The sequence below is a fragment of the Bifidobacterium lemurum genome (genome assembly GCF_014898175.1).
GTDB lineage: Bacteria > Actinomycetota > Actinomycetes > Actinomycetales > Bifidobacteriaceae > Bifidobacterium > Bifidobacterium lemurum.
Genome location: NZ_CP062948.1, coordinates 2,568,501 through 2,581,996, shown reverse-complemented (window position 1 = coordinate 2,581,996; position 13,496 = coordinate 2,568,501). Strand labels below are relative to the sequence as shown.

14 protein-coding genes and 1 tRNA gene are annotated in these 13,496 nt (G+C 63.5%); 11 read left to right on the top strand and 4 right to left on the bottom strand.

All coding sequences use genetic code 11. The features are described from left to right. Positions 1–113: 113 nt before the first annotated feature. A complete protein-coding gene (locus BL8807_RS10260) occupies positions 114–689 on the top strand; it encodes a metal-sulfur cluster assembly factor (protein WP_072726687.1) in 576 nt (191 codons plus the stop codon). 240 nt (positions 690–929) lie between these two features. Here BL8807_RS10260 and glgC read toward each other — a convergent pair whose 3' ends face one another. The 3 genes from glgC to BL8807_RS10245 form a co-directional block, all read right to left on the bottom strand. Continuing rightward, on the bottom strand, positions 930–2,177 hold the full coding sequence (gene glgC, locus BL8807_RS10255) for a glucose-1-phosphate adenylyltransferase (protein WP_072726686.1): 1,248 nt from the start codon (positions 2,175–2,177) through the stop codon (positions 930–932). 152 nt (positions 2,178–2,329) lie between these two features. Then, positions 2,330–3,214 carry a TrmH family RNA methyltransferase gene (locus BL8807_RS10250; protein WP_072726685.1) on the bottom strand — a complete coding sequence of 295 codons (885 nt, stop codon included), beginning with the start codon at positions 3,212–3,214 and terminating at the stop codon, positions 2,330–2,332. Between the two features lie 62 nt (positions 3,215–3,276). Beyond that, positions 3,277–3,366, bottom strand: a tRNA-Leu gene (locus BL8807_RS10245). A gap of 92 nt (positions 3,367–3,458) precedes the next feature. Between BL8807_RS10245 and BL8807_RS10240 the strand changes: the two genes are divergently transcribed. The 10 genes from BL8807_RS10240 to BL8807_RS10195 all read left to right on the top strand — a co-directional run bounded on the left by BL8807_RS10240 (position 3,459) and on the right by BL8807_RS10195 (position 12,246). Continuing rightward, a complete protein-coding gene (locus BL8807_RS10240; RefSeq protein ID WP_072726684.1) occupies positions 3,459–4,256 on the top strand; it encodes a 16S rRNA (uracil(1498)-N(3))-methyltransferase in 798 nt (265 codons plus the stop codon). A 102-nt stretch (positions 4,257–4,358) separates the two neighbouring features. Beyond that, the gene (locus BL8807_RS10235) at positions 4,359–4,697 is read left to right on the top strand and encodes a histidine triad nucleotide-binding protein (protein ID WP_072726683.1); all 339 of its coding nucleotides are present in this window, start codon (positions 4,359–4,361) and stop codon (positions 4,695–4,697) included. 47 nt (positions 4,698–4,744) lie between these two features. Then, on the top strand, positions 4,745–5,935 hold the full coding sequence (locus tag BL8807_RS10230) for a PhoH family protein (RefSeq protein WP_072726682.1): 1,191 nt from the start codon (positions 4,745–4,747) through the stop codon (positions 5,933–5,935). Further along, positions 5,932–6,477, top strand: coding sequence for an rRNA maturation RNase YbeY (ybeY, locus tag BL8807_RS10225; RefSeq protein WP_072726681.1), 546 nt, complete (start codon positions 5,932–5,934; stop codon positions 6,475–6,477). Before BL8807_RS10230 ends, ybeY begins: the two co-directional genes overlap by 4 nt. 69 nt (positions 6,478–6,546) lie before the next feature. Beyond that, a complete protein-coding gene (locus tag BL8807_RS10220) occupies positions 6,547–7,947 on the top strand; it encodes a hemolysin family protein (RefSeq protein ID WP_072726680.1) in 1,401 nt (466 codons plus the stop codon). A gap of 1 nt (position 7,948) precedes the next feature. Next, on the top strand, positions 7,949–8,920 hold the full coding sequence (gene era, locus BL8807_RS10215; protein ID WP_370737556.1) for a GTPase Era: 972 nt from the start codon (positions 7,949–7,951) through the stop codon (positions 8,918–8,920). 15 nt (positions 8,921–8,935) lie between these two features. After that, positions 8,936–9,607: a response regulator transcription factor gene (locus BL8807_RS10210; protein ID WP_072726678.1), complete on the top strand. Its 672-nt coding sequence runs from the start codon at positions 8,936–8,938 to the stop codon at positions 9,605–9,607. Continuing rightward, entirely contained in the window at positions 9,604–10,662 is a 1,059-nt protein-coding gene (locus BL8807_RS10205) for a HAMP domain-containing sensor histidine kinase (protein WP_072726677.1), read from the top strand. Before BL8807_RS10210 ends, BL8807_RS10205 begins: the two co-directional genes overlap by 4 nt. A 141-nt stretch (positions 10,663–10,803) precedes the next feature. After that, positions 10,804–11,337, top strand: a complete 534-nt coding sequence (locus tag BL8807_RS10200; RefSeq protein ID WP_072726676.1) for a hypothetical protein — start codon at positions 10,804–10,806, stop codon at positions 11,335–11,337. 129 nt (positions 11,338–11,466) lie between these two features. Continuing rightward, entirely contained in the window at positions 11,467–12,246 is a 780-nt protein-coding gene (locus BL8807_RS10195; protein WP_072726675.1) for a hypothetical protein, read from the top strand. On the opposite strand, the gene brnQ is transcribed toward BL8807_RS10195, so the two are convergent. Further along, positions 12,148–13,488, bottom strand: coding sequence for a branched-chain amino acid transport system II carrier protein (gene brnQ / locus BL8807_RS10190; RefSeq protein ID WP_072726784.1), 1,341 nt, complete (start codon positions 13,486–13,488; stop codon positions 12,148–12,150). The genes BL8807_RS10195 and brnQ overlap by 99 nt on opposite strands. Positions 13,489–13,496: the final 8 nt, after the last annotated feature.

The window sequence follows — 13,496 nt, the reverse complement described above, 5'->3', positions numbered from 1 at the left end:
CCCATACGATGCGGCTCTGCGCCGCCGGATGAAAACGGCGTGACGGTGGTGACAAACACCGCAGATGACGATTATGCTGTGTAGCAGCATGTTCTTTTAATGATGGAGTAGCAATGAGCGACAATCTGGTTCCCGAACCCTCCGCCTCCGTGTTCGACGCCGTCAACGGCGTTCTGCAGGACGAGAACGCCGCGCGCCGTGTGATGGCGAATCCGGCCCTCGCCAAGGGCTTCCCGAACGGACGTCCGCAGCCCGTCGAGGGCGACGATGGAAACTGCGGTTGCGGCGAAGGTGAGCAGTGCGGCTGCTCCGATGGGAACGGCGACGACGAAATCCCGCTGAAATTCGTCGATGAGATCGGACGCGCCACCGCGGCCGACGTGCGTGAGGCGTTGCATCAGGTGATCGACCCCGAGCTCGGCATCGACGTGATCGACCTGGGATTGGTGTACGGCATCGAGATCGACGAGCTTGGCCGCGCCATCATCACCATGACGCTGACCACTCCCGCGTGCCCCCTCACCGACCTGATCGAGGACGAGTGCGCGAGCACGCTGGCCGGGCTTGTGGAGGAGTTCCGCATCGACTGGACCTGGCAGCCGCGTTGGACCATGGAGAAAATCACTCCGGAGGGCCGCGAACAGCTCGCCGCCCTCGGCTTCAACTTCGACAACCTGCCGAAATACTAAGTTCCAGTCATCCTGAGCGGAGTGGCCTCTTTCTGTCATCCTGAGCGAAGCGCAGCGGAGTCGAAGGATCTCTTAACGATGTCCGGCTGAGCGATCCTTACGCCTCGCCTTACGGGCTCCGCTCAGGATGATGTAGGGGAGGCTCCGGTCAGGATGTGAAAGGCTCTTAGGATGACGAAAAGATGAGGGCCTCGCACCGGTGTGGTGCGAGGCCCTCATCGCGTTTCTTGATCGGGTCGATCAGTCGTCGACGATGGTGCCCTTCGGGACGACGGTGATGCCTTCCGGCGTGACGGTGAAGCCACGGGCCAGATCATGCTCGGTGTCGATGCCGACGGTCGAGTTCTCGGTGAGCACCACGTTCTTGTCGAGGATCGCCTTGTAGACGCGCGCGCGACGGTTGATCGTGACGCCATCGAACAGGATCGAATCGACGACCTGCGCCCAGGAGTGGATGTGCACGTTCGGAGAGAGCACGGAGTGGTGCACCTCGCCGCCGGACACGATCACGCCGGGGGAGACGATCGAATCGGTGGCGTGGCCGAGACGGTCGCGGCCCGCATGCACGAACTTGGCCGGCGGCAACGTGCCGGTGTTCGTGTAGATCGGCCACTGCTGGTTGTACAGGTTGAACTCCGGCACATAGGAGATCAGATCCATATGCGCGTCGTAGAACTGCTTGAGCGTGCCCACATCGCGCCAGTAGGCATGGTCCTTCTCGTTGGATCCGGGGATGATGTTCGTGTTGAAGTCGTACACGCCGGCCTCGCCGCGGGAGGCGAAGTAGGGGGCGATGTCGCCGCCCATATCATGCTTGGTGTCGGTCGCCTTCTCGTCCTTGGCAAGAGCGTCGAACAGGGCGTCCGTGTTGGCCACGTAGTTGCCCATCGAGGCGAGGAAGGAGTTCGGATCGTCCGGCAGACCGGCGCAGGTGTCCGGCTTCTCCAGGAAGGTTTTAATCTGATTGGGATGCTCGGGATCCACGTCGATCACGCCGAACTGGTTCGACTGGTTGATCGGCTGGCGGATGCCCGCGACGGTGAACTCGGCGCCGGATTCGATATGCTGCTGCACCATCTGGCCGAAGTCCATACGGTACACGTGGTCGGCGCCGACGATGACGACGATGTCGGGCTGCACGTCCTCGATGATGTTGATCGTCTGGTAGATGGCGTCCGCGGAGCCGAGATACCAGTGCTTGCCAAGGCGCTGCTGCGCCGGCACGGGGGAGACGTAGTTGCCCAGCAACGACGAGAAACGCCACATCTGCGAGATGTGACGGTCGAGCGAATGGGACTTGTGCTGCGTGAGCACGATGATATGACGGTAATCCGAATTCACCAGATTACTTAGGGGGAAATCGATCAGTCGGAACGCGCCGCCGAACGGCACGGCCGGCTTCGCACGGTCTCGGGTCAACGGCATAAGGCGAGTTCCTTCGCCGCCTGCCAGAACGATGGACAGGATCTTCTGCTTGTTCTTCGCCATCGCTGCATCCTCTCTTTAGTCACTGCCGGAGCGTCTTACGACACCGAACTACTTTCACTGAGCCCCGGCTTCGTCGCCAATGACTCGCACTGTCCATAATTGCAGATTTTTTCCGACACGCAAGGTAAGGCGTGGGCGTGGCGCAGGAGATTTCAGCGAATTCGCGTCGCGTAGAAGGCCACGGCGCTGGAGGCGGCCACGTTGAGGCTGTCCACGTCGTGGCTCATGGGGATTTTCACGGTCAGGTCGGCGCGCGCGATGGTGTGTCGCGACAGGCCGTCTCCTTCGGTGCCGAAGATCAACGCGAGGCGTTCGATGTGCCCCGGCGCATCCGCGGGGGAGTGCAGGCGGTCCACCAGTTCGTCCATGGACAGGGAGTCGTCCTCCAACGCCATGGCCACCGTGGTGAAGCCCAACGACTTGAGCTCGTCGATTCCCAGAAACGGCCAGTACCGTTTGTTCTCCGCACCGCTCGGCTCGTATCCGGTGATGCGCGTCCACGGCACTTGGAACACGGTGCCCATGGAGACGCGGGCCGCACGCCGGTACAGCGGGTCGCCGCAGGACGGGGTCACCAGCACGGCGTCGATGTCGAGCGCGGCGGCCGAACGCATCAGCGCGCCCACATTGGTCGGATCGACGATATTCTCCATCACGGCGACACGGCGGGCGTCGCGGCACACCTCGGCCACGGAGGGCAAGGGCCAGCGGCGCATCGCCGACAGCGCTCCGCGATGCAGCCGATAGCCGGTCAGCCGCTGCAGCTGTTCTGGACTGGCGACGTAGACGGGAACGTCGGGACCCCATTGCGCGTCGATGCGCGCGAAGGTTTCGGCCATGCCTTCGATCCAAGGCTCCTCGACCAACAGCGATATCGGTTCGCGCCCGGCGGCCAGCGCGCGGTCGATCACCTTGGGGGATTCGGCGATGAACAGGCCTTTGGCCGGTTCCAGCCGGTTGCGCAGCTGCATTTCGGTGAGGTTCACGTAGGCGGACACGCGTTCGTCGTCGATGGTCTGCAAGGTGATGAACCGCATGCGTGGCCTTTCGTATGGTAGGTGGATACAAGAAAACCCCTTGGATTCCAAGGGGTTTTCGTTGGTGCCCGAGACGGGACTTGAACCCGTACGCCCGTTAAAATAGGCACTAGCACCTCAAGCTAGCGCGTCTACCATTCCGCCACCCGGGCAGGTGTCGTTTGGACAACGAGTAGATACTCTACCACCAAACTACGAGCGTGCAATTCCGGAGTGTCGCGTGTGTCGGTGTAGCCTTGGGACCATGACCGATGCCTTGTTTCTTTTCGATCCCGACGTCGACGGCGTGCCCGTCAACACCGACGAACTGCGCGCCGGATGGACGCTCACCCTGCCCGCCCACGTCAGACGCCACGCCATCCAGGCGATGCGATTGGATGTGGGGGACAGCCTGCAGCTGAGCGACGGACGCGGATTACGCCTGAAAGCCGTGCTCGACGACGCGCAGGAGGGCGTGGCGAAGGTGACCGAAATGGGGCTGGAACCGCAGCCGCTGACTCGACTGGCCCTGGTGCAGGCGTTGGCGAAAAACGGACACGACGAGCAGGCGATCGACACGGCCACGCAGATCGGCGTGGATACGGTGGTGCCCTGGCAGGCGGACCGGTCCATCGCCAAATGGAAGACGGGCCGCACCGACCGCAAATGGTCGCAGGTGCTTCAGGCGGCCACCGAACAGTCCCGCCGCTCCTGGATGCCGACGCTGGAGGAGTGCGCATCCAGCAAACAGATCGTGGCCATATGCCGGCGCGCCTGCGTGCACGGCGATCTGGTCGTGGTGCTCCATCAGGACGCCACCGACACGTGGGCCGGCGTTGAGCGCCATGTCGAGGAGCTGCAGGATCGCTGCCTGTCCGACGGCAAGCCCCGCACCGTCTATGTGGTGGTCGGTCCGGAGGGCGGCATCAGCGAGGCGGAGGTGGAGGGCTTCGTCAAAGCGGGCGCGCATTCCTGCGTGCTGGGCTCCAACATCCTTCGCGCTTCGACCGCTGGGCCCGTCGCCTTGAGTCTGCTCAGCCGCGCGTTGGGGCGATACGCCTGACCGTTTCGGGAATTCATTCTTGCGTAACGCGAAATTTCCACGCGACGCAATAGCATAGAAAGCGACGGCCGAGGGGCCGGCGACGACGAATCAAGGAGCATGATGAGCGATTGTGACGACTGCCTGTTCTGCAGGATCATCGCGGGGGAGATCCCCAGCGGCAAGGTCTATGAGGACGAGACGACCTACGCCTTCAACGACATCAACCCCAAGGCGAAGGTGCATGTGCTCGTCGTGCCCAAGAAGCATTACGCGAACGTCGCCGAGCTGGCGGCGGGCGACCCCGCGCGGCTGGCGCATATGGTCGAGGTGGCGCAGGGCATCGCCGACGACGCCTTCCACGGCGACTACCGTCTGGTGTTCAACACCGGCGCGGACGCCGGGCAGACCGTGTTCCACGTGCACGCGCACGTGATGACCGGCGAGACGCTCGACGAATAGCCGATTCATCCCAGCACGTAGAGACTTTTACGTAACGAAAGGACGTTGTGGCCACCACAACACGCACCATCACGATTCCCCCGCAGCTCGACCCGGTCGCGGTGTTAGGACCGGTCGACGAGGTCATCCGCGAGGTGGAACGCGCGTTCCCCGAACTGACGATCATCGTGCGGGGCAACCGCGTCGCCATCATGTCCCGGTCAAGCCGCACCGAATCCGACGCCTCGCAGGCCGAGGACCTCGTCAATTCGATTATCCAGGCCGCGTTCACCGCGCCCATGGACGCGGACACCGTGCGGCGCATGCTCGACCAGCGCGTGCTGCGCAACGACGTGCGCAAGGAGTTCCCCGGCCGTGGCGCCGCCCCGGCCCGGCTCGCCGTGCAGTCGGCGCAGCGCGACGGTGGCGCGCCGTCCCCGGCGCTCGACGCACGGCAGCGGACGCAATACCGCAAGCCCACGGTGCCCGGCGTGATCACCTTCGCGCTCGGCCAGCCGGTCCGCGCGAAAACCGCGGGCCAGATCGCCTACGTGAACGCGATCGAATCGCATACGGTGACCTTCGGCATCGGACCGGCCGGCACCGGCAAGACCTATCTGGCCGTGGCCAAGGCCGTGCGCGCCTTCCAGGACCGGCGCGTCCGCCGCATCATCCTGACCAGACCCGCGGTGGAGGCGGGCGAAAGCCTGGGATTCCTGCCCGGCACGTTGAACGAGAAGGTGGACCCGTATCTGAGGCCCCTGTACGACGCGCTGTCCGACATGCTGGGCGCCGACCAGCTCAAACGCTATCTGGACGACGGCACCATCGAAGTGGCTCCGCTCGCCTACATGCGAGGCCGCACGCTCAACGACGCGTTCGTGATCCTCGACGAGGCGCAGAACACCACCGAGCAGCAGATGAAGATGTTCCTGACGCGTCTGGGATTCAACACCACCATGGTGATCACCGGCGACGTCACGCAGGTGGATCTGACCGTGCCCCGTTCCGGTCTGGCGAGCATCGAACGCATTCTTGGCGATATCGACGACATCGCCTTCGTGCATATGGCCGCAGACGATGTGGTCCGGCACCGCTTGGTGGGGCGGATCGTCGCCGCCTACGAGCGTCACGCGGCCATCGACGGCGACCATCGCGCGCAGGCGAACGCCTCGCGGGCGTCACGGCACGCGGACCGACGGGAAAGCGAAAACGACGCGCGGCCTGCGGACGCCGAAGGTAAGGAGACTCGCCAATGAGCGTGGAAGTGACCAACGAGACATCGTGGACCATCGATCCCAAAGTGTTCTCCGATTTGGGATTGTGGGTGCTCGACCAGATGCGTGTGAGCACGCAGTCCGATCTGACCATCATGTTCGTGGACCCCGATCCGATCGCCGAACTGCATATGCGGTGGATGAATCTCGAGGGGCCCACCGATGTGATGAGCTTCCCGATGGACGAACTGCGGCCCGGCGACGGCAAAACCGTGATGGAGGGCATTCTCGGCGACATCATCATCTGCCCGTGGGTGGCCGCCCAACAGGCCGCCGCCGCGGGCCACAGCACCATGCAGGAGATGATGCTGCTCACCATCCACGGCATCCTGCATCTGCTCGGCTACGACCATGTGAGCGAGGAGCAGGAGCGTCAGATGTTCGGACTGCAACGCCAACTGCTGCTCACCTTCTTCGCGGCGCGCCCCGCGGGCATCCAGCAGGCGGTGCTGCCGGCCGGCACCCCCGATCTGCTCGCCGCTTGGGACGCCGAACACGGCGGAGGCCGACAGCTCGGCCACTGATCCGTCCTCACCCACCAGTCATCCGCATAGTAGACACAACGATTCTTTTCCGCAAAGGAACACACACCGATGGAGTATTCCAGTACCGTCCTCATCACCCTCACCGTCACGCTCGTGCTGGTCGCGGCGCTGTTCGTCTGGCTGTCGCTGGCCATGGCCGCCGCCGAGGGCGCGGTGGCCCGCGTCACCCGCTCGAGCCTGAACAATCTCATCCTCGAGGTGCAGACCGACGGCGAGTCCGGCCAGTTCGCGCGGATGAAGAAGATCGACCGCATCCACAAAGTCCAACGACTGATCGCGGACCGATACGCCACGGCGGGAAGCTGCGCCTTCGTGCGCATCGCCTGCAATGTGCTCGTCGGCGTGCTCGTCGCCTGCATCGCCTCGCTGTACGGCGCGCCGCTGTGGGCGGAGCTGCTGCTCGGTCTGCTGGTCGCGCTGGTCGTGGCCGTGGTGTCAGTGCTGGTGCGTCCGCGGTCGGCCGGCGCCTCGAAACCGACCGACATCATGCTCAAGCACGCCGGCAAAATCGCCGTGGCCGCGGCCATCACGCCGTTCGCGCGCATCGGCGAGCAGGCCGCCTCCAAACGCAGGCAAAGCCTGTCCGACGATGAGGAATTGGAGAAGATCCAACTCGAGCAGGGGCGCGCCGCCATCGACCGTCTGATGGAGACGAACGAATTCGATCCCGAGGTTTCGGAGATGCTGCGCAACGTGCTTTCGCTTTCCGATACGCTGACGCGTGAGATCATGGTGCCCCGCACCGACATGATCTGCATCGAACGGGACTGCACGCTGGAGTCGATGCTCAAACTGTGCTCCCGTTCCGGATTCTCGCGCGTGCCGGTGATCGGCGGCGACGTGGACGACCTGGTCGGCATGGCCTATCTCAAGGACGCCGTGCGCGCCACCGCGTTCAATCCCGCGGCCAAAGACCGTGATGTGGAATCCATCTGCCGCGAGCCGATGCTGGTGCCCGAATCCAAGCCCGTAGACGACCTCTTCCACCAGATGCAACGCAGACGGCAGCATGTGGCCGTCGTCGTCGACGAATACGGCGGCATCGCGGGTCTGGTGACCATCGAGGACGCCATCGAACAGATCGTCGGCGAACTGGAGGACGAGCACGACCGCACGCAGCGCGCCGAACCGGAGAAGATCGGCGAGAGCAAATGGCAGATGCCGGCCCGCACGCCGATCGCCGACCTGGAGGAACTGTTCGAGGTCGACATCGACGAGGACGACGTCGACACCGTGTACGGACTGCTCACCAAACTGCTCGGCCAGGTGCCGATCGTCGGCGCGTCCGCGGTGACGCGCGGCATCCGCCTGACCGCCGTGGATTCGGCCGGCCGGCGCAAGAAGGTGTCGATCATCGTGGCGGAGCCCGCGCACGTCGAGGCCGACGAGGACAATGACGAGGAATCGGGCGACGAAACGGTCGCCGAACAAACGAATGACGAGGAGTGATATGACCGACAACGAATCGGTGCAGGGCGAGGAAGTCTACCGATCCGGATTCGTGGCGGTGGTCGGCCGTCCGAACGTGGGCAAATCCACGCTGATCAACGCGTTGATCGGCAAGCAGATCGCCATCGCATCGTCTCGCCCCGAGACCACGCGCAAGGCGATCCGCGGTATTCTGACCACCGATCATGCGCAGCTCGTGCTGGTGGACACCCCCGGCATCCACCGTCCGCGCACACTGCTCGGTCAGCGTCTCAACGACATCGTCGACGAATCCCTGTCCGACGTGGACGTGGTGGCGTTCCTTCTTCCCGGCGACCAACAGATCGGCCCCGGCGACAAGCGCATCCTATCCCGTCTGCGCACCGACTTCGCCACCAAGCGCGAGGACGGCACCTACAAATGGCGTGTGCCGCTGATCGCCATCGTCACCAAAATCGACACGCTCAGCCGCGACCAGCTGGTCTCCAAACTCATCGAGATCAACGAGTTCGCCGACTTCGCGGACATCGTGCCCGTCAGCGCCCTGAAGGACGATAATCTGCACGAAGTGCGCAACGTGCTGATCGACCATACGCCCGAAGGCCCGCAGATGTATCCGGACGACCAGATCAGCGAGGAACGCCCTGAAGACACCATCGCCGAACTGATCCGCGGCGCGTTCCTGGAGACGCTGGACGACGAGCTGCCGCATTCCCTGGCCGTGGTCGTGGACTCCATCGACTATCCCGAAGACAACGAGACGGGTGCGACCTACGACGGCAAGGCCCTGGTGAGCGTGTCGGTGTATGTGGAACGCGACTCGCAGAAGCCGATCATCATCGGCAAGGGCGCTTCGAACCTCACGGCGGTCAAGAAGAAGCTGCGCACGCCAGTCAACCGCATCGTCGGCTGCAAGGCGCGTCTCGACCTGCACGTCAAGGTCGCCAAGGGCTGGCAGTCGGATCCGAAGCAGTTGGAAAAGCTCGGTTTCTAAGGCTCGCGATCGACCATGACCGAAATACTGGTGGTGGAGGACGACGGGGACCTCAACGAGGTCACCTGCATGTATCTGCGCGACGCGGGCTACGCCGTGACCGGCTGCCGCAACGTGCACGACGCCTATGAGGCCATGCACGGCCGGCTGTTCGACCTGGTGCTCTCCGACATCATGATGCCCGGCGCGAACGGCTACGAGTTCGCCGAGAAGCTGCGCGAACTCGACCGGCATATCCCCATCATCCTGATGACCGCACGCGACGACATCGCCTCGAAGAAGCGCGGATTCCACGCCGGAGTGGACGACTACATCGTCAAACCGGTCGATTTCGAGGAGCTCACGCTGCGCATCGAGGCGCTGCTGCGGCGCGCGCATATCGAGGATGAGCGCAAACTCGTCGTCGGCGCGTTCGTCATGGACGCCGACCAGGCCACGGCCAGTCTGGACGGCGAGCCGATCGCGCTCACCGCACGCGAGTTCAACATCCTCTACAAGCTGCTCAGCTACCCGAAACAGGTGTTCTCGCGCGCCCAGCTGATGGACGAGTTCTGGGACGCCGGCGGCGAGACCAGCCTGCGCGCCGTGGACGTGTACATCACCAATCTTCGTAAGAAAATCGGCGCCTGCGAGGATTTCGATATCCTCACCGTGCGGGGGTTGGGATACAAGGCGGTGCCGCGGTGAACGCCCGTCCCACGGTCAAGGAACGCCGCTATTCCCCATGGGTGTTCGTCTGGACGTTCCTGATCCTTTGCGCGCTGGCGGGAGGTCAGGCGTTGATCCTCGCCGAATATGCGCGGATCGACAAACTGCCGCTGCCGTTTATCCTCGGCATGACCGGCTATTGGGTGATCGTTGCGGCCGTGATGAGCGTCGTCACCTACCGGCAGATTCGCCGGCGGGTCAAGCCGATGGAGGAGTTCGCCGAGGCCAGCCGTCAGGTCGCGGCCGGCGATTTCAGCGTCTGGCTGGAGCCGCGCCATCTGGAAGGCTCGCGGCAATGGGATTCCATCGACCAGATGTACGCCGACTTCAACACCATGGTCGAGGAGTTGGGCAGCGTCGAGATGCTGAAGGACGATTTCGTCTCGAACGTCTCGCATGAGATCAAAACGCCGCTTTCGGTCATCCAAAGCTACGCCGCCTTGCTGGAGAGGCCGGATCTGAGCGAGGAGCAGCGGATCGAATACGCGCATACCGTGGTCGTCGCCTCCAAACGGCTGAGCACACTGGTGTCCAATGTGCTCAGACTCAGCCGTATGGAAGCCGCCGGCGCCCACGCGCAGGTCGACGACTACGATCTGGCCCGCCAGCTCGCCGATGTGGCGCTGGGCATGGGTGATCTGTTCGACGCCAAGGGCATCGAATTCGACGTGGATATCGAAGACCGCGTGCTGGCGCATGCCGATGCCGGCATGATGGAGATCGTGTGGAGCAACGTGCTGTCCAACGCGTTGAAATTCACGCCGTCGGGCGGGCGCGTGAGCCTGACCCAAACCTCCGACGAGCGTTCCGCCACGGTGACGGTAGACGACACCGGCTGCGGCATGACCGCTTCGGAGGCCATGCACGCCTTCGACAAGTTCTACCAAGGCGACACCTCGCATGCGTCGGAAGGCAACGGGTTGGGATTGGCCATGACCAAGCGGGCGGTCGAACTGTGCGGCGGCGACATCGCCATCGCCAGCGAGCCCGGACGAGGCACCACGGTCACGGTGCGCGTGCCCGTCGCGCGGTAGTCGGTCGGCGCGCGCGAACGCGGTTTAACACAACTCAAACAATTCCTCATCCAAACCAAACAATCCGCCAACAGTCGGCCAACATTCGCCCCGTACTTTAGGAATCACCAACCAAACCAACGATTCCTCGAAGGAGCGAACATGAACGCAACGAACGCGACCGCCGAAACCACCGACTTCATCGGCTACGAGTACCGCACCATGCAGGTGCCCGCCGATCTGGAAGGATTGGTCATCGACAGCTACCGTAGCTTTGGCTGGATGCTGGACGCCGCCAGCCCCCGACAGACCATCGGCAACAGCGAACTGCGGTTCAAGCGCGACCGCCAGATCCGCAACAAAGCCGAACTCTCCCGTCTGCAACGCCAATTCGACTCCTCGATCCAGCGTGTGAACGCGCTGCATGCGTCCCCACGCACCAAAGCCTCCATCGTCTCCTTCACGCTTGGCATCCTCGGCTGCGTGTTCCTCGGCGGCTCCATGTTCTCCTATCTGGGCGGACTGATGGCGCTGATGATCATCCTCGCCGTGCCCGGATTCATCCTGTGGATCGCCGCCTACCCGGCGTACCGCGCCGTGCTGGCAAGCGCCCAGCAGAAGGCCGCGCCGCAGATCGAAGCGGTTTACGATTCGATCTATGAGCTGACCAAGCGCGCCAGCGGACTGCTCGGCTGATGGTTCGGTACGGCGAACGCATCGAACGTATCGAATACTGAAGCGACGGCGTGGAGGGTGCGGCAGACGGGCGATCGTCGTGCCGCACCCCATCCGTGCGTGGTGTGTTGAGGGACAAGGAGCCGGCCTATGTCGTTGCATAAGCGGACCCGTGAGATGATGCGACGGTACCGTGGTCTCGACTATGTCGACCGTATGATGCTGTCCGCGGCCGGCTCGACGGTCGTCGGAGTCGGTATGGCGGTGGCCAAACTGGTGCTCGGCGTGCTCACCCAGTCGGTGCTGTTCGTCGTCATCGCCGTCTATTACGCCATACTATGCGGATGCCGGCTCACCATCGTGCGCAAGCATCTGATGATCCGCTCCATCGGCGACGTCATGACGCGACTGGACCGCGAGATGACGGTGTACCGCTGTACGGGGCTGTTCCTATGCGTGATCGGACTGTCGTACGCGCTGTTTTCGATCACTCTGTTCTTCACCGGCTCCGGCCAGCGTTACGATAGCATCGCCTCGATCACCGTGGCTGCCATCACCGTCGTCAAAATCGCCGTCGCCGTGCGCGGCGCGGTGGTCGCGAGACGCGAACGCAATCCGGTGGATGCTGCGGTCAGGATCATCGCCATCACCGACGCGTGCCTGTCGATCGTCGTCATGCAGAACGTGCTCCTGGAAGCCAATAGATCCGACTATGCCAAGGAAAGCTCCGGCATCTTCGGCGTGGTGTTGGGCGTGGCGGTCATCATCGTAGGACTCGTCATGACGTTGCGGCGTGAGGCGGGACACACCTTCCGCGAGCACGCGCTCGCGTCAGCGGCGGCGCAGCAGGCCGTCGGCCATACCGATCACAAGACCGACGAGAGCCGGCACGACCCAACCGAGGGTGAATTGGCTGAACGGCAGCCATGACAGCGCCGTGTCCAGCCAGGGGATCGAGACTCCGAACACGACGGCGAGACTGGCGATGCAGCGCAATCCGGCCGCCACACCCGTGAACAGAACGGTCCAGAAGTAGACGCGCGGGAACCGGACGGAGAACACATTGTGGGCGAGCGAAAGCGCGACCAACACGATGGCGATCGGGTACAGGGCGGACAGCACAGGCACCGATACTGTGATGATCGCGCTCAATCCGGCGTTCGAGACGATGAAACTGAATATGGTGAACACCACCGTCCACACCCGGTATCCGATGTGATGGCCGGCGACGGTGGGGAAGCGGCTTTGGAAATACGAGCTGCATGTGCAGATCAGACCGGTGCATACGTTCAGGCAGGCGATGACGAACACCGCGCCGAGAAACGCCGTGCCGAAGGGGCCGAACATCGCACCGGTCAAGTTCGTGAGCACGGTCGCGCCAGTGTCGGATTTCGGATCGATCGCGACCAGCGAACCGGACACCACTCCGACGAACGACAGCGCGCTGTAGATCACGATCAGCAGCACGCCGGTGCCGAGTCCCGCGTAGCCGGTCTCACGCCGCACCTGCGCGTCGGATGCGATTCCCATCTGTCTGGCGTTCGCGGAGATCACAATGCCGAAGTACAACGCTGCCAGCAGATCCATCGTCTGATATCCGTCGAGGAATCCCCTCGCCAACTGGCCGTCGGAGTAATCGCCCATCGGCGCGGCCGCCTCTCCTTGGAAACCCAACACGCAGGCGACGAACAGCACTGCGATCATCACCAGCAGCAGCGGTCCCATGAATCGGCCGAGCACTTTCGAAAGCTTTTCCGGGTGTCTCGACAGCGCGAACGCGACCGCGAAGAACACGAAGGAATACGCCAATTGCGCGATCCATGTAGGCGTCTCGCCGGCGAAAGGCACCACAGCCATCTCGAACGAGGTGGTGGCGGTGCGGGGAATCGCGAAACACGGGCCGATAGTAAGCATGATCGCCACGCCCAATCCTTGCGCGAAACCAGGGGAGACGCGGTTGGCGAGACGTTCGAATCCGCCGGCGGCGGAGACCGCCATCACACCCAATACCGGCAGTCCCACGGCGGAGATGATGAACCCGACCGTCGCCGGAGCGGTGCGTGAGCCGGCCTGCGCGCCAAGGCATGGCGGAAAGATGAGATTGCCGGCGCCGAAGAACATCGAGAAGAACGTGAAGGTGAGCAGCATGCGTTCTCGCGCGCCCAGCCTCATCCTGACGC

Excerpts from the sequence above, each read along its gene's own strand:
- BL8807_RS10260 (WP_072726687.1), top strand. The coding sequence starts at position 114 with ATGAGCGACAATCTGGTTCCCGAACCCTCCGCCTCCGTGTTCGACGCC.
- glgC (WP_072726686.1), bottom strand. The coding sequence starts at position 2,177 with ATGGCGAAGAACAAGCAGAAGATCCTGTCCATCGTTCTGGCAGGCGGC.
- BL8807_RS10250 (WP_072726685.1), bottom strand. The coding sequence starts at position 3,214 with ATGCGGTTCATCACCTTGCAGACCATCGACGACGAACGCGTGTCCGCC.
- BL8807_RS10240 (WP_072726684.1), top strand. The coding sequence starts at position 3,459 with ATGACCGATGCCTTGTTTCTTTTCGATCCCGACGTCGACGGCGTGCCC.
- BL8807_RS10235 (WP_072726683.1), top strand. The coding sequence starts at position 4,359 with ATGAGCGATTGTGACGACTGCCTGTTCTGCAGGATCATCGCGGGGGAG.
- ybeY (WP_072726681.1), top strand. The coding sequence starts at position 5,932 with ATGAGCGTGGAAGTGACCAACGAGACATCGTGGACCATCGATCCCAAA.
- BL8807_RS10220 (WP_072726680.1), top strand. The coding sequence starts at position 6,547 with ATGGAGTATTCCAGTACCGTCCTCATCACCCTCACCGTCACGCTCGTG.
- era (WP_370737556.1), top strand. The coding sequence starts at position 7,949 with ATGACCGACAACGAATCGGTGCAGGGCGAGGAAGTCTACCGATCCGGA.
- BL8807_RS10210 (WP_072726678.1), top strand. The coding sequence starts at position 8,936 with ATGACCGAAATACTGGTGGTGGAGGACGACGGGGACCTCAACGAGGTC.
- BL8807_RS10200 (WP_072726676.1), top strand. The coding sequence starts at position 10,804 with ATGAACGCAACGAACGCGACCGCCGAAACCACCGACTTCATCGGCTAC.
- BL8807_RS10195 (WP_072726675.1), top strand. The coding sequence starts at position 11,467 with ATGTCGTTGCATAAGCGGACCCGTGAGATGATGCGACGGTACCGTGGT.
- brnQ (WP_072726784.1), bottom strand. The coding sequence starts at position 13,488 with ATGAGGCTGGGCGCGCGAGAACGCATGCTGCTCACCTTCACGTTCTTC.